This is a genomic window from Streptomyces virginiae, from assembly GCF_041432505.1.
Taxonomy (GTDB): Bacteria; Actinomycetota; Actinomycetes; order Streptomycetales; family Streptomycetaceae; genus Streptomyces; species Streptomyces virginiae_A.
Genome location: NZ_CP107871.1, coordinates 4,936,984 through 4,958,821 on the forward strand (window position 1 = coordinate 4,936,984; position 21,838 = coordinate 4,958,821).

Consider the following 21,838-nt stretch of genomic DNA (forward strand, 5'->3'; position numbering starts at 1 on the left):
GAAACCCCCCCTTGTCCCCGGCCCCGGAGGTCTGCACATGTTCGCGAAGCGCGTCTACACCCGTCGTACCCGTATCGCTGTCGGCACCACCGCTCTCGGTGCGGTGCTGGCCCTCGGGGCGGGCACGACCGCCGCGTTCGCAGACGCCCCGCAGGCCGCCGTCACCGCCAAGACCGCCGGCGCCGCCGGTGCCGCGGGCGCCTCGAAGACCGGCCTGTGGGACAAGCCGCTGGAGAAGTACACGCTGTCCGCCACCTTCGGCAAGGGCGGCAACATGTGGTCCCACAAGCACTCCGGCCAGGACTTCGCCGTTCCGGTCGGCACCCCGGTCAAGGCCGCGGCCGCCGGCACCGTCGTCAAGGCCGGCCCCAACGGCGGCGGCGACGGCCCCGCGTACGGCAACGCCATCGTGATCAAGCACGCGAACAACACGTACTCCCAGTACGCGCACCTCTCGAAGATCCAGATCAAGATCGGCCAGAAGGTCAAGGCCTCGCAGCGGATCGCCCTGTCCGGCAACACCGGCAACTCCAGCGGCCCGCACCTGCACTTCGAGATCCGCACCACCCCGAACTACGGCTCGGCCGTCAACCCGGTGGCCTTCCTGCGCACCAACGGCGTCACCGTCTGACCCGACCGACCCGTCCCGACCGCCGCACGCGCCGCACTCGCGGCGCCCGCGGCACCCGTCGCACCGGCCGACCCGCCCTGCTCACCGATCAGGTGAGCAGCCAGGCATGGGTCGGCTTCGGCGATGGATCGAGCTTCCCCTCCTTGTACGCGGCGGCCTGCTCCGCCGTGAAGGCCATGTCGTAGGTCTTGAGGCTGTGCAGGGCGCCCTGCCACGGACCGGTCCATATGTTGTGGTGCTTGGACCGGCCGAGCTGCAGCGGACCGGGGGCCTGCCAGATGGGCGGCACCGGGGTCTCGCCGGCCTTCTTGCCGTCCACGTAGAGCGCGATGGCCTTCTTGTCGGCGTCGTACGTGGCCATCAGCAGCGTGGGCGTCTTCACCATGTTGAGCCCCTCGGCGGTGACCGTCCGTGTGGTGGCCGCGGCACCCTTGTCGCCCGTCTGCACGCGGAAGATCCAGGCCTGCTTGCCGTTGACCTCGTTCACGCCGAGCTCGAAGGAGAACGACTCCCCGTCGCCCTGGCTCATGACGATCCGCGAGCCCTTGGCGGCGGAGTTGTAGGCGCGGGCCGTGACCGTGAAGCTCTTGGTCACGTCCACGACCGGCTCGGCGGACTGCCCCCACGAGTTCCCGTTGCCCTTGCCGACGACCTGGAAACGCTTGCCCAGCGGACCGACCTTGAGGTCGGGACCCAGCCGGATGCCCATGCCGCCGTAGCTGTCGCGCAGCAGGGTGTCGTCACCCGCGACGGTCGCGGTGTAGGCCGCGGGCCCCTTCGAATCGTCCGGCTCGGGCGAGGCGGAGGCCGAGTTCGCGGGCTGGGCGTCCTGTCCGTCGTCGCCGCCCAGCAGGAAGAACGTTCCGCCGCCGGCCAGCAGCGCCAGTACCGTCACCGCGCCGCCCAGCATCCACAACCGCTTCTTGCGCCGCTCGGCCGCCGAGCGGTCGGCCATGGCCTCCCAGTCCGGCTGCGAGGAGCCCGGCAGGTCCGGACCGGCCAGCCTCGTGAAGCCCGGCTGGGCCGGGGCCGCGGACCACTGACCGCCATCCGCGTCCTGCGGGTAGCCGCCTCCCGGGTCCTGCGGGTAACCGGCCGCCGGGTCCTGCGGGTAGCCGGCCGCCGGGTCCTGCGGGTAACCGGTCCCCGGGTCCTGCTGGTACGGGTTCGGCTGCTGTCCCGACTGCGGGTAGCCGTAGCCCCCGGACGGGGTCGGGTAGCCGTAGCCGCCCTGCGCGTGCGGTCCCGGCGGGAACCCGTATCCGCCGCTCCCGGGGGCGGGCTCGGGGTGCGGGTGGCTCGGGGGATTCGTACCGTCGGTCATGCCACGGATGCTAAGTCACGGACCCGTGGGCGGATACCGCCCGGTACCCGTCCCGCCCCACCCGCCCCGGTTCAGCCCTGCGGCAGCTTGAGGATCGGGAAGCTGCCCGTCGCCGTCGGCGCGTGCTCCGGCAGCCACAGGACCGCCACCGCGCCGGCCGCCGAACCCTCGCGCTCCGAGCCGCCCCGGGCGGCCACGTTACGGAAGGTCAGCCGGGCGCCCAGCACCCGCGCCTGGCCCTCGGCGATGGTCAGACCCAGCCCGTGCCCCACACCCGCGCGGTCCGTCGACCCGGTACGGAAGCGGCTCGGCCCCTCGCGCAGCAGCGCCTCCGGGAAGCCCGGCCCGTGGTCGCGGACCCGTACGACCCGGCCCTCGACGTCGACCTGGATCGGCGGCCGCCCGTACCGCGCGGCATTGGCCAGCAGGTTCCCCAGGATCCGCTCCAGGCGCCGCGGGTCGGTGCTGACGATCTCGTCCGCGACGACCCGTACGGTCGCCTCCGGCATCAGCGACGTCACCCGTCGGCTCACGAACTCGCCCAGCGCCACGTCCTGGAGCTCCGCCCGCTCCGAGGCGCTGTCCAGCCGGGCCACCTCCAGCACGTCCTCGACGAGGGCGCGCAGCACCTGGGCCCGATCCCGCACCAGCTCCGTCGGCCGCCCCGGGGGCAGCAGTTCCGCAGCCGTGAGCAGGCCCGTCACCGGAGTCCGCAACTCGTGCGCGATGTCCGCGGTCACCCGCCGCTCGGCCTCCAGCCGTTGCTGGAGGGCGTCGGCCATGGCGTCCACGGCCCGCGCGAGGTCGTCCGTCTCGTCCCGCACGACACCGCCGACCGCGTCCCGTACGCGGACGTCGGGATCGCCGTGCGCCACGCGCTGCGCGGCGGCCGCGGCCTTGCGCAGCCGGCGGGAGATCTGCCCGCCGATGAGCACGCCGAGCGCCGAGCCGCCGATCACGGCGGACAGGCCGCCGATGACCAGGGCCCGGTCCAGGTCGGCGATCAGATTGTTGGCGCCGTCCCGGAACGGCGTGTGCAGCGACAGCACCTGCCCGTTCCCGAGCGGCACGGCGGCCCATACCTCGGGCGCCCCGTGCGGTCGCTCCTGGATGTAGGTCCCGCGCCGTCCCGACTGCGCCTTGCGCCGCAGCTCGGCGGGCAGTTCGGGATCGTTGAGCTTGGCCCCCATGGGCGGCTTGCGGCCGGCGTCGGCGTTGCGGGAGATGAACTGCACGCGGTCCAGCTGCACTTCACGGGCGCTCTCCAGCATCGACACGCGGGCAGCACTGTGCACGACCAGGCTCAGCGCGATCGTGACGAGGGCGCCCACGGAGGCGATGGCGACCGTGATCTTCCAGCGGATCCCCGTGCGGAGGGTGAACCGTCTCATGCCTTGAGCTTGTATCCGAAGCCCCGGACCGTTTCGATGCGGTCCTGACCGATCTTGGTGCGCAGTCGCTGGACGTGGACGTCCACGACGCGGGTGTCGCCGCCCCAGTCGTAGTCCCACACCCGCTCCAGCAGGCGGTCGCGCGACAGCACGGTGCCGGGGGCGGAGGAGAACTCCAGCAGCAGCCGCATCTCGGTCGGGGTCAGGGCCACGGCGGCGCCCGCCCGGCGGACCTCCATGCCCTCGGTGTCCACCTCCAGGTCGCCGAAGGAGAGCACCCCGCGGTCGGGGTCCGAGCCGTTGTCGGCCGCGTTCGAGCCGTTCTGGGGGCCGCCGGAGTGGTCGAAGCGGCGCAGCACCGCGCGGATCCGGGCCACCAGGACGGAGCCGTCGAAGGGCTTCGTGACGTAGTCGTCGGCGCCCGCCTCCAGGCCCAGCACCACGTCGATGCTGTCGGCGCGCGCCGACAGCATGATGACCGGGACGGTGGACTCGTCGCGGATGCGACGGCACAGGCTCACGCCGTCCATGCCGGGGACCATCACGTCCAGCAGGGCGATGTCCGGCCGGTTCGCGCGGAAGGACTCCAGTCCGGACAGACCGTCGGGCATGGCCGTGACCACGAACCCGTCGCGTTCCAGCGCCAGGGTCGTGGCCTCACGGATGACGTCGTCGTCCTCCACGAACAGGACATGGGTCTCGGCCATGCGGGAGCCTCGCCTCGGTTCTTCTGTGCTCAGTTCTTCTGACTCGTGGCCGGGGCGGGCGGAACTCCGCCGTCGACCACATTGCTGTACTCCGAGTGAACTCGGTCCTGCTCGGTGAACTTCTCCCCGTTCCAGCGGTACGTGATCACGTCCTCGCCCGACGGATAGGCGAGCGCGTCGCTCTTTCCGTAGACCTGCTTCGTGACCACCAGGTCGCCCCGGTCGATCTCCGCGTAGACGGGTGGCTGTTCGTCCGAGAAGACATTCTCGTACGTGGCTCCGTCCGACCGGTACACGTACGTTCCGCGGCCCAAGGCATCGGCGCAGGACAGGACGTTCACCACGATGTCGACGACGGGACCGCCGGTGACCTTCCCGTAGCTCACGTCCACCGGGTACTCCTTGCCGGAGCAGGGCTTGAGGTCCCGTTTGACCTCGGTGCTGACCTTGGGGTCCTTCATCAGCAGCCCGACGGGGTCGACCTTCTTCAACGGCCGGCCCGACGACGCCGAGACGGAGTCCTCGGGTGCGGGCCCCGAGGGGGTGGCCTTGGCCACGGCCTCGGGGCGGGCCGGACCGCCGTCGCGCAGGCCGGTGCCGCCCGTGGCGCACCCGACCGCGAACACGGCTGTGCCGACGAGGACGACCGTCCCCGCCGACATCAGTACCAGAGAACCTCCGGACAAACCTTGGCCGTTCAGGCCGCGCACCGCTCACGCCCCTCGTACCGCATGGTGTGGTCACCGCGCTCCAGCGCGCGCATGTCCAGATCCCGACTCTCCAGCTCCTGCCGGAGGCGGGCCAGCGCGCGGTGCAGAGTGCTCTTCACGGTTCCCGCCGACATTCCGAGCGCCGCTGCCGTCTCCTCGGTGCTCATCTGCTCCCAGTGTCGCAGCACGACCACACTGCGCTGCTTGGGTGCGAGAACCTTGAGGATGTCCATGAGGAGGGCCCGGTCGGCACGCTGGTCGGAGCCGTCCTCGACGGAGGCGTCGGGGAGCTGCTCGGTGGGGACCTCTTCGAGCTTGCGGGCGCGCCACCACTCCGTACGAGTGTTGATCATGACCCGGCGCAGGTAGGCGTCGGCCAGGGACTTGTCGGCGATGCCGTCCCAGCGGCCGTAGGTGCGCACGAGCGCGGTCTGCAGGAGGTCCTGCGCGTCCGTGGGGTCCGGGACCAGGCGTCGGGCACTGCGCAGCAGCGCGTCCTGCCGCGTGCGTACGTACTCCTCGAAACCGAGCACCTCACCGTGCGCCATCTGAGACCGCCTCCACCCGTCCAACCGCTCATCCCCGTGTCCTACGGATTCGAAGGTACGGAGGGGTTGTCACGGGCCTGTGCGAGCCAGCCTTCGGTGGACGCACGGACACCCATAGGTTGTGTAACAGCCCGCGTGAGCTGGGGTTTACCGGCAGGAAGCGGAATCTCAGGGTCAGTTTCGGTCAGGCCTGGGGGAGGATCTGCGGGGCGACCTGGGGGCGACCCTGCGGAAGCCGGTAGAAGCCGCCGTCCAGGGGCTCGACCAGCCCGTCGGAGACCAGCCCGTCCAGCGCCCGGGCCCGCTGCACGGGCTCGTCCCAGACCGTGTCGAGCACGGCCTGCGGAACGGCGCCCACCGCCTCCCGGAGCACGGCGAGGAGCTTGCCCCGCACCTGTCGGTCGGTCCCGGCGTACGTCTGGCCGCGCCGCGGCGGACCCTCGTGCGCGGGCTTCCCGGCGAGCCGCCACGCGCACAGCCCGGCCACCGGGCAGCGCGCGCAGTCGGGGTTCTTGGCGGTGCACACCAGCGCGCCGAGCTCCATCGAGGCCGCCGCCCAGCGGGCCGCCGTGCCCTCGTCCTCGGGCAGCAGGGCCCGGGCCAGGCGCCGCTCGGCGGCGGTCGTCGCGTTCGGCGGGTACTCGACCCCGCTCGCGGTGCGCGCGAAGACCCGGCGGACGTTCGTGTCGAGGACGGCGTGCCGCTGCCCGTACGCGAAGGAGGCCACGGCCGCCGCCGTGTACTCGCCGATCCCGGGCAGGGCCAGCAGCTGCGCGTGCTCCCGCGGTACGTCGCCCCCGTGCCGGTCCGTTATGGCGACGGCCGCCCCGTGCAGCCGCAGCGCGCGGCGCGGGTAACCGAGCCGGCCCCAGGCCCGTACGGCCTCGCCGGGGGCCTCGGCGGCCAGGTCCGCGGGGCGGGGCCACCGGGCCAGCCACTGCTCGTAGACCGGCAGGACCCGGTTGACGGGCGTCTGCTGGAGCATGAACTCGCTGACCATCACTCCCCAGGGGCCCGCCTCGGGGCGGCGCCAGGGCAGGTCGCGGGCATGCTCGTCGAACCACGCGATGACGGGGGAGTGCAGCGCGTGGGAGGAGTCGGGGGATACGGCCGTGGAGGAAGCGGGAGATGCAGTCATGGCAGACGGCATCCTGGCACGTTTCGCCTCCCTCGGCGCGCCGGACCCGGGCCGGCGAACGACGGTCGGCGCTGTCCGTGCTCACCCGGCGTACGCGAAGCGGATCGATCTCCGCATCAACCCCTTGGCCGGATCTCGGCCCCTCGATTGCGCCCGCAGGATGATCATCGGCAAATCAAAACCTCCACGCGGCATGTGGGGCACTGATCGGGCCGCGAACTCTCGTAAAGTTCCGTCCGTGGGATCTCTGCGCAATCCGGTCGGGCCGCTCCCCTCCTCCATCTACTGGCGACGGAGGGCTGTGCTGGCTTCCGTTGTCGCGCTCCTCGCGCTCCTCGCCGTATGGACCGTCAGTTCCGGCGGGGGGAGGACGAGTACGAACGGAAAGGGCCAGAGCGGCCCCGACCCCGTCACGTCGATCACCCCGGGTCCGGCCGGCACCGGCCCCGCGATCAGCGCGGCCCCCGGCGGACGCCCCGAGTCCGGCAGCGGCGGGAGCACCGGCTCCCAGGGCGGCTCCACGGGCGGCGCGGGCAAGAACGGTGAACCGGGCGGCGGTTCGGGCGCGAACGGCGGCTCGGGCTCCGGCTCCGGCGGCGCCGCGGGCGGCCCGGCTCCGGTCCCCGCGGACTCCGCACTCCCCACCTGCGCGCCGGGCTCCCTGCAGTGGGAGGTCAAGAGCGTGAAGAACGAGTACGAGGCGAACGAGAAGCCGCGCCTCGAACTGGTCGCACGCAACACCTCCGGAACCACCTGCAAGATCGACCTCGGCCCGAAGCAGGCCGTCCTGACCATCCTTCAGGCGAGCAGCAGCAAGGCCGTCTGGTCCTCGGCGGACTGCCCGGCCGGCGCGGGCAACGCCTTCTTCCGCCTCCCGGCGCAGGGCGAGACCAAGCAGGCGCTGGACTGGGACCGTAGGTTCAGCGCGGCCGACCAGTGCCAGACACCTCCGGCCGGGTCCGCGGCCCCCGACACCTACGTGGTCGAGGTCAAGGCCCCGGGCATGCCGGTGGCCCGCACCTCGTTCGTCCTCAAGCAGGACTGACCCGAAACTCTCAGCGGCACTCCCAGCCTCGCCGGTGCTGCTCGGCACCCCCAGCCCCGCCGGCGTTTGAGGCGCGGGGTGCGGGGTGCGGGGCGGAGCCCCGGCGCGGCGCGCAGGCCGAACGGGCAGGGCAGCCCCACCGATCGGTCGAGCAGAGCCGCAGGCTAGACGTACCGCTCCAGGATGGACGACTCGGCCAGACGGGACAGGCCCTCGCGGACGCTCCGGGCGCGGGCCTCGCCCACCCCGTCCACGGCCTGGAGGTCGTCCACGGAAGCCGCCAGCAGCTTCTGCAGCCCGCCGAAGTGCTCCACGAGCCGCTCGATGATCGCGCCCGGCAGCCGCGGCACCTTCGCCAGCAGCCGGTACCCGCGCGGCGACACCGCCGAGTCCAGCGTCTCCGGCGAGCCCGTGTACCCCAGCGCCCGCGCCACGATCGCCAGCTCCAGCAGCTCCGGATGCGTCAACGCGTCCAGCTCCGCCAGCGCCTCGTCCACCGTGCGGGAACGCTTCGCCGTCGGCTCCGGCACGTAGTCCCGGATGACCAGCTCCCGCTCCTGCTCGATCCCGACCGTCAGCTCGTCCAGCTGCAGCGACAGCAGTCGCCCGTCCGTGCCCAGTTCGACCACGTACTCGGCGATCTCGGTCGCGATCCGGCGGACCATTTCCAGCCGCTGCGCGACCGCCGTCACGTCGCGGACCGTCACCAGGTCCTCGATCTCCAGCGCCGACAGCGTGCCCGCGACCTCGTCCAGGCGCAGCTTGTAACGCTCCAGCGTGGCCAGCGCCTGGTTCGCCCGCGACAGGATCGCCCCGGACTCCTCCAGCACCCGCCGCTCCCCGTCCACGTACAACGCGATCAGCCGCATCGACTGCGACACCGACACCACCGGGAAACCGCACTGCTTGGAGACGCGGTCGGCCGTACGGTGGCGCGTACCGGTCTCCTCCGTCGGGATCGACGCGTCCGGCACCAGCTGCACACCGGCCCGCAGGATCTTGGTGATGTCCTTGTCGAGGATGAGCGCGCCGTCGAGCTTGCACAGCTCGCGCAGCCGGGTCGCGGTGAACTCCACGTCCAGGACGAAGCCACCGGTGCACATCGCCTCGACGCTCTTGTCCATACCCAGGACGATGAGCCCGCCGGTGTTGCCGCGGACGATCCGTTCCAAGCCGTCACGCAGCGGCTGACCAGGTGCGACCGCGCTCAGCGAGGCGCGCATCATGGCCTCCTGCTTGGAGCTCGCGCCCGACTTCCCGGATGCTGCTGCCCCGTCCTTGGCTGCCACTGCACTCCTCCGGTCGCGGGTTGCGCCGCCCAGCGCCGCGGGCACGAGGACGTGCGTACGGCCGGGCGGACCAGCACAAAGTCTACCGGCGCGCGCCGCGGCCCCGTCGTGGCTTGGCCAGGTAGGGCCCGGGAGGGCCCTTCCCGACCCCCCTGGCGGACCCCCTGACCAGGGGATCGTCCCCCGGCTCGGCTACTGCTCGGACCGGTCCTTGGCGGGCGTACGCGAGCGGCCGCGCGGCAACACCCGTAGCGCGTCGCCCATGTCGGCGACCTCGATGACCTTCATCCCGGCCGGCACCTTGCCGGGATCCGCCGGGACCAGCGCGTGCGTGAACCCCAGCCGGTGCGCCTCCGCGAGCCGCCTCTGCACGCCGGTCACCCGCCGCACCTCGCCGGCCAGACCTACCTCGCCGATCGCGACGAGGTTCTTCGGCAGCGGGACGTCACTGGCGGCGGAGGCCAGCGCGAGCGCGATCGCCAGGTCGGCGGCCGGCTCGGTGAGCTTCACCCCGCCCACGGTGGCGCTGTAGATGTCGCGCTTGCCGAGCGCCGTGATCCGGCCGCGCTGCTCCAGCACCGCCAGCATCATCGACACGCGCGAGGTCTCCAGGCCCGAGGTCGTGCGCCGGGGGGAGGGGATCTGCGAGTCCACGGTCAACGCCTGCACCTCGGCGACCAGCGGGCGCTTGCCCTCCAGAGTCACCGTCAGACAGGTGCCCGGAACGGCCTCGGCCCGCCGGGTCAGGAACAGCCCGCTCGGGTCGGCGAGCCCGGTGATCCCCTCGTCGTGCAGCTCGAAGCAGCCGACCTCGTCGGTGGCCCCGTACCGGTTCTTGATGCCGCGCACCAGCCGCAGCCGGGCGTGCCGGTCGCCCTCGAAGCTCAGCACCACGTCCACGAGGTGCTCCAGCAGTCGGGGACCGGCGATGGCCCCGTCCTTGGTCACATGGCCGACGAGGAGGGTGGACATGCCGCGCTCCTTGGAGGCCCGGATCAGTGCCCCGGCCACCTCCCGCACCTGGGCCATGCCGCCGGGCGCCCCGTCGATCTCCGGGGAGGCGACGGTCTGTACGGAGTCCAGGATCAGCAGGGAGGGCTTCACGGCGTCGAGATGCCCGAGCACGGCGGACAGATCGGTCTCGGCGGCGAGGTAGAGGTGATCGCTCAGGGCGTTGATCCGGTCGGCCCGAAGCCGCACCTGACTCGCCGACTCCTCGCCCGTCACGTACAGCGTGCGGTGCTCGTCACTGGCCGCCTTCGCCGCGACGTCCAGCAGCAGGGTCGACTTGCCCACGCCGGGCTCGCCGGCGAGCAGGACGACGGCGCCGGGCACGAGCCCGCCGCCCAGGACGCGGTCCAGCTCGTCCACGCCGGTGCTGCGGGCGGTCGCGGTCCGGCCGTCGACCTGCCCGATCGGCAGGGCGGCGGTGGAGACCCGGCCGGCGGCGGTGGTCCGCACAGCGGGCGCGCCCATCTCCTCGACCGTGCCCCAGGCCTGGCACTCGGGACAGCGACCGAGCCACTTCGCGGTCGTCCAGCCGCAGTCGGTGCAGCGGTAGGACGGCCGGTCCTTGGCGGATGAACGAGCGGTGCGGGCAGCCATGGCGTTCACGGTAGCCGCCCGCACCGACAAGCCGGACCGCGGTGCCGACGACGGGGCCCGGCCGCCTCGACCCGCTCCTCACCGGTCCGACCACGTCAGGGCCCGCGTCAGCGCCTCACCGATCTGTTCACCCGTAAGGGCTAAAAGTGGCGAAGGCTTCCAGGGCGTCACCGGCGCGCCGCCTACGGTCGCCAGGTGAACAGCAGCAACCAGGCACACTCCTCAGCGCGCACCGGCGCACACCGGGCGCACGGGCGCATGCCCCACGAGGCCGAGCAGCCGCCGCCGTTCCGGCACGAGCCCTACCTGGACGGCCTGTTCACGTACTGCCTGTCGGTCCTGTGCGACCACGACACCGCGACCGACGTGCTCGGGGACGTCCTCGCCGTGGCCGAGCGGCATCCCGGCCGCTGCCCCGACGAGGGGGACCGGCGCGCCTGGCTCTACGCCCTCGCCCGCTGGGGCTGCCTGCACCGGCTGGCCGAGCAGCGGCGCGCGCGGCAGGGAGCGCATTCCGCCCGGCGTGCGCCGGAGCACACCCAGCGTGACCGTGCGCCGGGCGGTGACACCGCACCCGACCGCGGTCAGGACGCCCACCGGCCCCTTGACGTGAGCGCCTACCGCCGTACCGAGCTGGCCCGGCTCGCCTGGCCCGAAGCCGCCGGCACCACACCCGAACAGCGCGAAGCCCTCGAACTCGCCGTCCGCCACCGCCTCGGCGTCCCCGAACTCGCCGCCGTCCTCGGCACCCCCGCGGCCACCGCCCGCGAGCTGCTCTCCGGCGCCGCCTGCGAGGTCGAACGCACCCGCGCCGCCCTCGCCGTCGTCGAGACCGGCAACTGCCCCAGCGTCTCCCGGCTCACCGGCGACGAAGGCGACGGCAACGTCCTGCTCTCCAGCACCCTGCGCGCCGAACTCGTCCGCCACGTCGACGACTGCCCCCGCTGCCGCCGCGTCGCCGAACGCGTGGGCGCCGCCGGCCCCTGGCCCGGCTCCGCCGGCATCAACTCCGCCGCGCTCCCCCTCGTACCGGCCCCCCGCACCGCCGTCCACGCCGCGATGCTCCGCTCCGGCCGGGGCCGCGTCCGCCGACCCGCCCCACGCTTCGACCGCACCGGCTTCCCCATGGACCCCAAGGACCGCGTGGCCCGCCGCGACCGGCTGCGCGCCCGCGTGGTGACCACCACCGTCGTCGCCACCGTCGTCGCCGCCCCGGTCCTGGCCCTGTGGGCGGCGTACCGCGGCGGACCCGACACCGGCGAGCCCGCCGTCGGCGACCCCACCCGTATCTCCTCCAGCGAGTCCGAGCTCCCGACCGCACGGACCGACGGCCGCCCGCTGACCGCCTACGAGAACACCGGCAACGCCGCCGCCACCACCGGCGGCCCCGGCTTCGCCCAGAGCGACACCACCTCCGACGTCTCCGTCGAGGTCATCAGCAGCGGCCCGCCCGCCACCCCCGACCAGGCCGGCGACCCGGGCCGCCTCACCGTGGCCGCATCCGCCCAGGGCGCCGTCACCCTGCTCACCCTCACCGCCACCGGCGGCGCCCCCGTGGACTGGCGGCTCTGGTCCGACGCCCCCTGGCTGCGCGCGAGCCGGACCGCGGGCACGCTCGCCCCAGGAGAATCGGTCACCCTACGGATCGCCGTGGACCCCGAGGGCCAGCCCGTCGGCGCCTGGCGGGCCCGGGTCGGGGTCGACCCGAGCGGCGCGGTGGTCTCCATCCAGGGCCGCGGCCGCCCCGCGGCGACGCCCCCGCCCACCCCCGACCCGACACAGCCCGCGACGCCGACGCCCTCGCCGGACCCGACCCAACCGCCCACCCCGACCCCGACGGAGCCGACGATCCCGCCGCCGTCCGAGACGCCCACGCCGACCCCGACGGAGGGCTCAGGCGGAACGGTTTCCCCCGCCCCGGACCCGGCCCCGTCGGTGTCACCGGGCCCCTGACCGCGCCTGCGGTCAGGCAGGATCCGCAGGGTGCGGGGCCATCGGCAGCAGCGAGGCCAGGCGCGCCTCGCACAGCTTCACCAGCTCGTCGTAGGCCTCCTTGCCCATCAGCTCCGTCAGCTCGGGGCGGTACGACACGTACACCGGCTCGCCGGCCCCGTGCGCGGAGGTCGCCGACGTGCACCACCAGTGCAGGTCGTGGCCGCCCGGCCCCCAGCCGCGGCGGTCGTACTCACCGATCGACACCTGCAGCACGCGCGTGTCGTCCGGCCGGTCGATCCACTCGTACGTCCGACGGATGGGCAGCTGCCAGCAGACGTCGGGCTTGGTCTCCAGCGGCTCCCGGCCCTCCTTCACCGCGAGGATGTGCAGCGAGCAACCGGCCCCGGCGGGGAACCCCGGCCGGTTCAGGAAGATGCACGCGCCGTCCCAGCGGCGGGTCTGCTTCTCCCCGTCGTCGTCGTGCTGCGTCCAGCCGCCCTCGCTGCCTACGTCGTGGAACTGCCACAGCTCCGGCGTCAGCCGGGCCACGTGCTGCGCGACGCGCTTCTCGTCGTCCTCGTCGGAGAAGTGCGCGCCGAGCGTGCAGCAACCGTCGTCGGCCCGCCCCGCCTGGATGCCCTGGCAGCCGCTGCCGAAGATGCAGGTCCAGCGGGAGGTCAGCCAGGTCAGGTCACAGCGGAAGACCTGCTCGTCGTCGGCGGGATCGGGGAACTCCACCCAGGCCCGGGGGAAGTCGAGCCCCTTCTCGTCGGCCGCGACCACGGTCTTGTCCTTACCGCTCTTGGCGTCGGCCTTGGCCTTGCCCTTGCCGGTGTCCTTGCCCGTGTCCTTCTGCGACCGGGTCTTGTTGGCCTTCTTCGTATTTGGCACAAAGCCAAGCCTATGCGCCCCTTACTCAACCCCCGAGTCTTCCTCGCAGTAGCGTTTCCCCCTATGAGACTCGGTGTGCTGGATGTGGGTTCGAATACGGTCCATCTGCTGGTGGTGGACGCGCATCCCGGTGCGCGCCCGCAGCCGGCGCACTCGCACAAGGTGGAGATGAGGCTGGCGGAGCTGCTCGACGAGCGCGGCGCCGTCACCCCCGAGGGCGTCGAGCGTCTCGTCTCGGTGATCGCTGACGCCGTCCAGGCCGCCGAGGACAAGGGGTGCGAGGACGTCCTCCCCTTCGCGACCAGCGCCGTACGCGAGGCCACGAACGCGGACGAGGTCCTCGCCCGGGTCAAGGCCGAGACCGGCGTCGACCTGCCGGTGCTGAGCGGCGAGGACGAGGCCCGCCTCACCTTCCTCGCGGCCCGCCGCTGGTTCGGCTGGTCCGCCGGGAAACTGCTGGTCCTGGACATCGGCGGCGGCTCGCTGGAGATCGCGTACGGCATCGACGAGGACCCGGACGCGGCCGTCTCCCTCCCCCTGGGCGCGGGGCGCCTCACCTCGGGCTGGCTCCCGGGCGACCCGCCGGACGCGCTGGACATCCGGGCGCTACGGCGGCACGTGCGGGCGGAGATCGCCCGCACGGTCGGCGAGTTCAGCCGCTTCGGGGCGCCGGACCACGTGGTGGCGACCTCGAAGACCTTCAAGCAGCTGGCCCGCATCGCGGGCGCGGCCCGCTCGGCGGACGGCCTGTACGTGCAGCGGGACCTGAGCCGCAAGTCCCTGGAGGAATGGGTCCCGCGCCTGGCGGCGATGACCACGGCCCAACGCTCGGCGCTCCCGGGCGTCTCGGAGGGCCGCGCGAACCAGCTCCTCGCCGGAGCCCTGGTCGCGGAGGGCGCGATGGACCTCTTCGGCGTGGAGGAACTGGAGATCTGCCCCTGGGCCCTCCGCGAGGGCGTGATCCTTCGCAGGCTGGACCACATGCCGGCACCGGAGGCGTGAGGGGCGGGTCGGGCGGGGCGGGGGCTTCGGGACAGCGGGAGCTGCTGGGGCGGGGTCGGGAGGGTGGGGCGGTGGCTTCGGGGAGCGGGGTCCGCTCGGGCGGCATCAGTGATGGGTATGGGGGTTTCCCGTCAGTCCCATCGTCCCTCCGGGTCGGGCCGGTCCCTCAAGGGCGCTCCTCCTTCGTCGTCGCGTCGCTTCGCGATGGCCTTCGGCCACCCTTGACCGACCGTCCCGCCCCGGAGAAACGAAAGACTGCCGAGAAGCCCCCAAAAGAACGAGCCGGTCGAAGGTACGAGGGGCGGGGACATCACAGCCCCCCAGGCCGGCCCTGGTGGGCACGGTCCCGAGACGGGGCAGATGAAAGACGCGTCCTGGGGCGTTGGGGCGCGTCCAATCGCTACGCGCTCCTGACGTCTCAGCGTCCGACGACCGTCCTGGGCTGGACATAGGCCGCCCACGACCGTAATCCGGTGCTCGACCTGCGTCCGACGACCGTCTGGGGTTGGGCATAAGCCGCCCAGGACCGTGATCCGATCCTCGACCTGCGTCCGACGACCGGCCGTGGCCGGGCATAGGCCGCCTCGGATCGCCACGGGCCTCTCCTGGACCGCGACCACCGGTTGTCAGGGGTTGATGAGACGCGCTGGGAGGGATGTGCGGCCAACAGCTCGGCTGATCCGTCGTGGATGGGGGTCAGCGCGCGCAACACGTCAGAAACCCACCCCCAATGTGGGGCAAATGCCGCAAAGCGTCGGCCTTTCGGGTCGCCTATGCGCGCTGACTCGCATCCACGACGGAATAGCCGTTGTCCGACGCCTGGGAGAGGTCGCAACCGGCACCTCGGCGTTTGCGTCGCATGGATCATGGGACCTGAATGGCTCTTCTCCCCCATCCCCCTGATGCTCGGCCTAGGCTTCCTCGCTTTCGGTGTGTCCGGCCTGCGTCATCTGAGTTCGCTGCGACGCGAAGGTGCCATCGCCGTGGGGCGAATCGTTCGACACAAGACCAGCGAGGGCAGTGAGGGCGGCACCTTTTACCACCCGGTCGCGGCATGGACGTCCAGGGATGGGCGCGCCTGCGAGCACACATCCAGGTTCGGCCGCGGGAAGGTTCCCAAGGCCTTTCGCGTAGGGGCTTCCGTCACGGTCCGATACGACCCCGAAAAGCCGAGCCGGTTCTTCATCGTGGGCATGGACGGGAAGGTCCTCGATCAGCTGTTCACCGCGTTGGGGTCGCTCCTCGCGGCCGGCACGGTGACGGTCCTGCTCGTGCGACTGGTCACCCTCTGAATGCGAACGATTTCTCCACCCCCTTCATGTGCCCCGGACAGCCTCAGGTCGCGGTCATCGGAGAAGCGCGTAGCGATCTGAGGCGGCTTATGTCCAGCCACAGCCGGTCGTCGGACGCGGTGAGCGCGGAATGCCTGGGGTCGTGGGCGGCTTATGTCCGGCCACAGCCGGTCGTCGGACGCTGAGAGATGAGGAGCGCGTAGCGATCGGACGCGCTTCCCCCGAAACCGGCCGGCCTTCCGTGGGCCCCGCCTCGAGACCGTGCCCACGGGGATCCCCCTCGCGGTCTGTGATGTCCCCGTCCTTCGCGCCTTGGACCGGCTCGTTCTTTTGGGGGCTTCTCGGCAGTCTTTCGTTTCTCCGGGGCGGGACGGTCGGTCAAGGGTGGCCGAAGGCCATCGCGAAGCGACGCGAGGAACGAGCGCCCTTGAGGGACCGGCCCGACCCGGAGGGACGATGGGACTGACGGGAAACCCCCATACCCCTCCCTGATGCGGATCGAGTGGACCCCGCCGCCCTCACCCCCGCCCCACCTCCCCGACCCCGCCCCAGCAGCTCCCGCCGTCCCGAAGCCCCCGCCCCGCCCCCTGAAGCCCCCCGCGTGGTCGCCGTCACGGTCAGCGGGCGTTCTGGGCCCGTACCCTGTCTCCGTGGCAGAACCAGTCCGTGTCCCGAGCGCGAAAGTCGCCCTCTCCACCGCCTCCGTGTATCCGGAGTCGACGGCGACCGCCTTCGAGATCGCCGCGCGCCTCGGTTACGACGGCGTCGAGGTGATGGTCTGGACGGATCCGGTCAGTCAGGACGTCGACGCCCTGCGCCGCCTGTCGGACCACCACGGAGTGCCGATCCTGGCCGTGCACGCGCCCTGTCTGCTGATCACCCAGCGGGTCTGGTCCACCGATCCGTGGACCAAGCTCCAGCGCGCCCAGGCCGCGGCCGAGCGGCTCGGGGCGAGCACCGTGGTCGTGCATCCGCCGTTCCGCTGGCAGCGCCAGTACGCGCGGGACTTCGTCTCCGGCATCTGGCGGATGGCCGACGAGACCGACGTGCGGTTCGCCGTGGAGAACATGTACCCGTGGCGCTACCGCGACCGCGAGATGCTCGCGTACGCCCCCGAGTGGGACGTGACGAAGGACGACTACCGCCACTTCACCGTCGACCTGTCGCACACCGCGACCGCCCGTACCGACGCCACCGCGATGATCGACCGCATGGGCGACCGGCTCGCGCACATCCACCTCGCCGACGGGAACGGCTCGGCCAAGGACGAGCACCTGGTTCCGGGCCGCGGCACGCAGCCCTGCGCCGAGCTGCTGGAGAGCCTCGCGCGGACCTCGTTCGACGGGCACGTGGTGATCGAGGTCAACACCCGTCGGGCGATGTCCTCCGCCGAGCGCGAGGCCGATCTCGCCGAGGCGCTGGCCTTCACCCGCCTGCACCTCGCCACCACCGCCACCCCCACCACCGAGCGCGACAGGGCCCGCCGGTGGTGAGCGACACCCCGGACGCGCCCAAGCCGCGCCGTCGTGGCCCCGGCCGGCCCCGACAGGACGAGGCCGACGACGGCCCCGGCACCCAGGAGCGCATCCGGCTCGCCGCCCGTGAGGTGTTCGCGGAGCGCGGGTACGACAAGACGTCCGTGCGCGGCATCGCGAAGGTCGCCGGTGTCGACCCGGCGCTGGTGCACCACTACTTCGGCAGCAAGGACGATCTCTTCGCCGCCGCCATCGAGGTGAGCATCGAGCCCGCCCTGGTGGTCCCCGCGGTCATCGGCGAGGGCCCGGACGGCGTCGGCGAGCGCCTGGCCCGCTATTTCCTCGGCGTCTGGGAGAACCCGGTCACCCGGGTCCCGCTGCTCGCCGTGATCCGCTCCGCGCTGACGCACGAGGCCGCCGCCAAGGTGCTGCGCGAGCTGGTGCTGCGCCGGCTGCTGGCGCGGGTCGCCGCCGATCTCGACGTCCCGGACCCGACCTTCCGGGCCGAGCTCGCCGCCTCCCACATGGTCGGCATCGCGATCCTGCGCTACGTGGTCCAGGTGGAGCCCCTGGCATCCGCCGACCCGGAGAAGATCGTGGCGCTGGTGGCGCCCACCCTCCAGCGGTACCTGACCGAGGAATGAGCCTTCCGTCCCGGCATCCGGACATGCTGTCCGGATCGCGGGCGGTGGGCGTAGCCTCGTATCTGAGCCATATCCGCAGTCGCGGCTGACCGTACAGCCGCACTCATGGGGAGTGAAACCGCATGCCCGAGCTGAGGTCCCGCACCGTCACCCACGGCCGCAACATGGCAGGCGCGCGTGCGCTGATGCGCGCGTCGGGCGTAGCGAGCGCGGACATCGGCAAGCCGATCGTCGCGGTCGCCAACTCCTTCACCGAGTTCGTCCCCGGTCACACGCACCTGGCCCCGGTCGGTCGGATCGTCTCCGACGCCATCCGTGCCGCCGGTGCGATCCCCCGCGAGTTCAACACCATCGCGGTCGACGACGGCATCGCCATGGGTCACGGCGGCATGCTGTACTCCCTCCCGTCCCGCGACCTGATCGCGGACTCGGTCGAGTACATGGTCGAGGCGCACTGCGCCGACGCGCTGATCTGCATCTCCAACTGCGACAAGATCACCCCCGGCATGCTGATGGCCGCCATGCGCCTCAACATCCCGGTCGTCTTCGTCTCCGGCGGCCCGATGGAGGCCGGTCAGGCGACCCTCGTCGACGGCACCGTCCGCAAGCTGGACCTGATCGACGCCATGGTCGACGCCTCCAACGAGAACGTCTCCGACGAGGACGTGCTGCGCATCGAGGAGAACGCCTGTCCCACCTGCGGCTCCTGTAGCGGCATGTTCACCGCCAACTCGATGAACTGCCTCGCCGAGGCCATCGGCCTGGCCCTCCCGGGCAACGGTTCGGTCCTCGCCACGCACACCGCCCGCCGCGCCCTGTACGAGGACGCCGGCCGCACGGTCGTGGAGATCACCAAGCGCTACTACGAGGACGGCGACGAGTCCGTCCTGCCGCGCAACATCGCCACCCGCGAGGCCTTCGAGAACGCCATGGCCCTCGACATCGCGATGGGCGGCTCGACGAACACGATCCTGCACCTGCTGGCCGCGGCGCAGGAAGCGGGCCTGGACTACGACCTCACCGACATCGACGCCGTCTCGCGCCGGGTCCCGTGCCTGGCCAAGGTCGCGCCGAACGTGGCGCCCGGCGGCACGTACTACATGGAGGACATCCACCGCGCCGGTGGCATCCCCGCGATCCTGGGCGAGCTGCACCGCGGCGGTCTCCTCAACAAGGACATCACCACCGTCCACTCGGAGGGCCTGGAGGACTGGCTGGCGAAGTGGGACGCCCGCTCCGGCACGGCCACCGACACGGCCATGGAGCTGTGGCACGCGGGCCCCGGCTGCGAGCGCTCCGCCACCGCCTTCTCCCAGTCCCGGCGTTGGGAGACCCTCGACCTGGACGCCGAGGGCGGCTGCATCCGCTCGGTGCAGCACGCGTACTCCAAGGACGGTGGCCTCGCCGTCCTGCGCGGCAACATCGCCGAGGACGGTTGTGTCGTGAAGACCGCCGGTGTCGACGAGTCGATCTGGACCTTCGAGGGTCCGGCGGTCGTCTGCGAGTCGCAGGACGAGGCCGTCGACAAGATCCTCCGCAAGGAGATCAAGGCGGGCGACGTGGTCGTCATCCGCTACGAGGGCCCGCGCGGCGGACCCGGTATGCAGGAGATGCTCTACCCGACCTCCTTCCTCAAGGGCCGCGGCCTCGGCAAGGTCTGCGCGCTGGTGACGGACGGCCGCTTCTCCGGCGGTACCTCGGGCCTGTCCATCGGCCACGCCTCCCCGGAGGCGGCCTCGGGCGGCACCATCGCGGTCGTCGAGGACGGCGACCGGATCCGCATCGACATTCCGAACCGGTCCATCGAGGTCCTCGTCGACGAGGCCACGCTGGCGGCCCGCCACGAGGCCCTCGGCGGCGTGTACGCCCCGAAGAACCGTGAGCGCAAGGTCTCCGCGGCCCTGCGCGCCTACGCCGCGATGGCCACCAGCGCCGACAAGGGCGCGGTCCGCGACGTCTCCCTCCTGGGCTGACGACCCTGGCTGGGGCCGGCGACCCTGGGTCGACGGCCGACTCCGCAGGCACCCCGCCGGCGCCCCCGCACCCTCCGGTGCGGGGGCGCCGCCGTCTCACCAGGCGCCCGGATTCCCCGCCCCCACCGCGAACACCGTCCCGTCGGGCGCACCCGTGAACACCTGGCCGCCGCCGACCACGGGCGCGGGCAGGGTGGAGGTGTACTTGGCACCGTTGTCGGCCATGCGCGGCTCGGTCTGTCCCGCCGGTCGCCCGCTGACCGCGTCGACGGCCAAGAGCCGTCCGTCCGGGGCCGCCAGGAACACCCGGCCGTCGGCGAACACCGGCCGTGAGGCCACGGCCACGCCCGTCTCCAGCCGCCACTGCTCCTTGGCCGTGCCGATCGCGACCAGCGTGCCGGAGGTCCCGAACAGGTACACGGTGCCGTCCTGGCCCACCGTCGGCTCCGCGTCGTAGACCGGCGCCGTCAGCCGCACCTGCTGCACCCCGTGCGCCGCCAGGTCGACGCGCACGACCGCGCCGGTCCGGGAGGACGCGTCGAGGTCCAGCAGGAACAGCCCGCCCCGCGCCACGCCGACCGGGCGCAGCCGCCCCGCCGTCCGGATCTGCCAGCGGACCTTTCCGTCCGCCGGGTCCACCGCGGCGAGCTGGGTCGACCCGCTGTCGCTCCCGGGCGTCGCCACGTACAGCCCGGGCGTTCCGGACTCGTCGGTGCCGCCCCACCACTCGGCGCCTGTCCCGCCGATCCGCCGGGTCCAGCGCTCTGTGCCGGTGGCCGCGTCCAGCGCGGTGACGCTGCCGGTCGTTCCCACGAGCAGGACCTGCCCGCCGGCGGTCACCACCTGTGAGCCGCCCGGCAGCTTGCGCCGCCAGGTCTCCGTTCCCGTGCCCGGGTCCAGTGCCTGGAGGGTCTCGCTGCCGGGTGCCACGACGAGTACCCGCCCGCCCGCGTGGACCGGCGCGCCGACGGCCGTCGTCCGGGGCGCCTGGGTGGTGGCCTCCATCGCCCACACGGTGGTGCCGTCCGCGGGGTCCAGTCGGGCCGCGACGAGGCCGGGCCCGGCGCAGTAGAGAGCCGCCGACTGCCAGGAGCAGGCCCCGATCCGGCTGCCCGTACCGGGCTTGCCCAAGGGGACGGCCCAAGGGGTGAAGGTCTTCCGCGGCGCCGGTTCGGTCCGCGTGGCGATCCGGTCGCGGGGTCCGGCGTCCGGTCCGAACTGCTGGTACCCGGCGACCGCGGCGACGCCGGTGAGCAGCAGCCCGACCCCGATCCCGACGACCAGGCGGGTGCGGCGGCCGGTCGGCTCGGGTGCGGCGGCGCCGCGCACCCGCTGGTGCGTGATCTGCTCCGATTCGGCGGGCTGCCGCTGCCGGGGGACGAAGGCCTGGGTGTCCTCGGCGGTCGGGTACGCGATCGCCCGCATCTCGGCGATCAGCTCCTCGGCGGTGGGCCGTTCCGCCGGGTCCTTCGCCAGGCACCGGGCGACGAGCGGGGCGAGCCGTGGCGGCAGCCCGGTCAGATCGGGCTCGCTGTGCACCACCTGGTACGCCACCAGGTAGTGGCTGTCCGAGTCGAACGGGCCGTGTCCCGTCGCCGCGTGCACGAGCACGGATCCCAGGGCGAAGACGTCCGCGGCGGTTCCCACGTCGCGGGGTCGTTGGAACTGCTCGGGCGCCATGTACGGGGGAGTGCCGATCAGCTTCCCGGTCTCGGTCCGCAGGTCGCTGTCCGCCGGACGCGAGATCCCGAAGTCGATGACCCGTACGCCGTCCGGAGCCATCAGTACGTTGCTGGGCTTGAGGTCCCGGTGCACCACTCCGGCCCGGTGGATGTCGCGCAGGGCCTCGGCCAGGCCGGCGGCGAGCCGGGTCAGTTCGACGGGGTCGAGGACCTGTTCCCGTACGCGTTCGGCGAGCGTCGGCGCGTCGATGAACAGGGTGGCCATCCAAGGCCGTTCGGCATCGGGGTCGGCGTCCACGACGGGCGCGGTGAACGCTCCGCTCACCCGCCGCGCGGCGGCGACCTCCTGCCGGAAGCGGGCCCGGAACTCCGGATCCACCGCGTGTTCGGGGTGCACGATCTTGACGGCGAGTTTCAGCCCCGAGTCGGACGTGGCCAGATGGACGACGCCCATCCCTCCGGAACCGAGCACCGATTCGAGCCGGTACTGCCCGGCGTACTCCGGAAATCCCACGTAGTCCGCGCGCAGCGAATGCACCGCTCACCACCCCCGTCG

Annotated in this window: 17 protein-coding genes and 1 pseudogene; 8 read left to right on the top strand and 10 right to left on the bottom strand. The window is 72.5% G+C overall.

All coding sequences use genetic code 11. The features are described 5' to 3' along the window. The first annotated feature begins 37 nt into the window (after positions 1-37). A complete protein-coding gene (locus OG624_RS23025) occupies positions 38-631 on the top strand; it encodes a M23 family metallopeptidase (RefSeq protein ID WP_030727080.1) in 594 nt (197 codons plus the stop codon). An 88-nt stretch (positions 632-719) separates the two neighbouring features. Here OG624_RS23025 and OG624_RS23030 read toward each other — a convergent pair whose 3' ends face one another. The 6 genes from OG624_RS23030 to OG624_RS23055 all read right to left on the bottom strand — a co-directional run bounded on the left by OG624_RS23030 (position 720) and on the right by OG624_RS23055 (position 6,449). Next, positions 720-1,955, bottom strand: a complete 1,236-nt coding sequence (locus OG624_RS23030) for a LamG-like jellyroll fold domain-containing protein (protein ID WP_352164075.1) — start codon at positions 1,953-1,955, stop codon at positions 720-722. Positions 1,956-2,026: 71 nt separating this feature from the next. Further along, the gene (gene cseC / locus OG624_RS23035) at positions 2,027-3,346 is read right to left on the bottom strand and encodes a two-component system sensor histidine kinase CseC (protein ID WP_033219167.1); all 1,320 of its coding nucleotides are present in this window, start codon (positions 3,344-3,346) and stop codon (positions 2,027-2,029) included. Continuing rightward, positions 3,343-4,053 carry a two-component system response regulator CseB gene (gene cseB, locus OG624_RS23040; RefSeq protein WP_033219165.1) on the bottom strand — a complete coding sequence of 237 codons (711 nt, stop codon included), beginning with the start codon at positions 4,051-4,053 and terminating at the stop codon, positions 3,343-3,345. The genes cseC and cseB overlap by 4 nt, the downstream gene beginning before the upstream one ends. A gap of 29 nt (positions 4,054-4,082) precedes the next feature. After that, positions 4,083-4,715 carry a hypothetical protein gene (locus OG624_RS23045; RefSeq protein WP_033219163.1) on the bottom strand — a complete coding sequence of 211 codons (633 nt, stop codon included), beginning with the start codon at positions 4,713-4,715 and terminating at the stop codon, positions 4,083-4,085. 35 nt (positions 4,716-4,750) lie between these two features. Further along, positions 4,751-5,311, bottom strand: coding sequence for a SigE family RNA polymerase sigma factor (locus OG624_RS23050; protein ID WP_030010715.1), 561 nt, complete (start codon positions 5,309-5,311; stop codon positions 4,751-4,753). A 184-nt stretch (positions 5,312-5,495) separates the two neighbouring features. Beyond that, complete coding sequence (locus OG624_RS23055; RefSeq protein ID WP_371588209.1) at positions 5,496-6,449, bottom strand: A/G-specific adenine glycosylase; 954 nt, start codon at positions 6,447-6,449, stop codon at positions 5,496-5,498. Between the two features lie 301 nt (positions 6,450-6,750). Here OG624_RS23055 and OG624_RS23060 point away from each other — a divergent pair, with 301 nt between their 5' ends. After that, positions 6,751-7,494, top strand: a complete 744-nt coding sequence (locus OG624_RS23060; RefSeq protein WP_349252283.1) for a hypothetical protein — start codon at positions 6,751-6,753, stop codon at positions 7,492-7,494. A 164-nt stretch (positions 7,495-7,658) separates the two neighbouring features. On the opposite strand, the gene disA is transcribed toward OG624_RS23060, so the two are convergent. Further along, on the bottom strand, positions 7,659-8,783 hold the full coding sequence (gene disA / locus OG624_RS23065; protein ID WP_030727101.1) for a DNA integrity scanning diadenylate cyclase DisA: 1,125 nt from the start codon (positions 8,781-8,783) through the stop codon (positions 7,659-7,661). Positions 8,784-8,975: 192 nt separating this feature from the next. Next, a complete protein-coding gene (gene radA, locus OG624_RS23070; protein ID WP_371639795.1) occupies positions 8,976-10,388 on the bottom strand; it encodes a DNA repair protein RadA in 1,413 nt (470 codons plus the stop codon). Positions 10,389-10,583: 195 nt separating this feature from the next. Here radA and OG624_RS23075 point away from each other — a divergent pair, with 195 nt between their 5' ends. Beyond that, complete coding sequence (locus OG624_RS23075) at positions 10,584-12,341, top strand: BACON domain-containing protein (RefSeq protein WP_033219158.1); 1,758 nt, start codon at positions 10,584-10,586, stop codon at positions 12,339-12,341. A gap of 12 nt (positions 12,342-12,353) precedes the next feature. Here OG624_RS23075 and OG624_RS23080 read toward each other — a convergent pair whose 3' ends face one another. Next, entirely contained in the window at positions 12,354-13,106 is a 753-nt protein-coding gene (locus tag OG624_RS23080) for a hypothetical protein (RefSeq protein WP_051763156.1), read from the bottom strand. Between the two features lie 171 nt (positions 13,107-13,277). Here OG624_RS23080 and OG624_RS23085 point away from each other — a divergent pair, with 171 nt between their 5' ends. From OG624_RS23085 to ilvD, 5 genes and pseudogenes are all read left to right on the top strand, one after another. After that, a complete protein-coding gene (locus OG624_RS23085) occupies positions 13,278-14,216 on the top strand; it encodes a Ppx/GppA phosphatase family protein (protein WP_033219156.1) in 939 nt (312 codons plus the stop codon). 902 nt (positions 14,217-15,118) lie between these two features. Further along, a pseudogene (locus OG624_RS23090) lies at positions 15,119-15,394 on the top strand (DUF3592 domain-containing protein); the annotation flags it as partial. A gap of 764 nt (positions 15,395-16,158) precedes the next feature. Beyond that, on the top strand, positions 16,159-17,001 hold the full coding sequence (locus OG624_RS23095) for a sugar phosphate isomerase/epimerase family protein (RefSeq protein ID WP_033227083.1): 843 nt from the start codon (positions 16,159-16,161) through the stop codon (positions 16,999-17,001). Next, positions 16,998-17,627, top strand: a complete 630-nt coding sequence (locus OG624_RS23100) for a TetR/AcrR family transcriptional regulator (RefSeq protein WP_033227098.1) — start codon at positions 16,998-17,000, stop codon at positions 17,625-17,627. Before OG624_RS23095 ends, OG624_RS23100 begins: the two co-directional genes overlap by 4 nt. A gap of 122 nt (positions 17,628-17,749) precedes the next feature. Then, the gene (ilvD, locus tag OG624_RS23105) at positions 17,750-19,600 is read left to right on the top strand and encodes a dihydroxy-acid dehydratase (RefSeq protein ID WP_033227084.1); all 1,851 of its coding nucleotides are present in this window, start codon (positions 17,750-17,752) and stop codon (positions 19,598-19,600) included. Between the two features lie 96 nt (positions 19,601-19,696). On the opposite strand, the gene OG624_RS23110 is transcribed toward ilvD, so the two are convergent. Next, entirely contained in the window at positions 19,697-21,820 is a 2,124-nt protein-coding gene (locus OG624_RS23110) for a serine/threonine-protein kinase (protein ID WP_371588212.1), read from the bottom strand. Positions 21,821-21,838 lie beyond the last annotated feature (18 nt).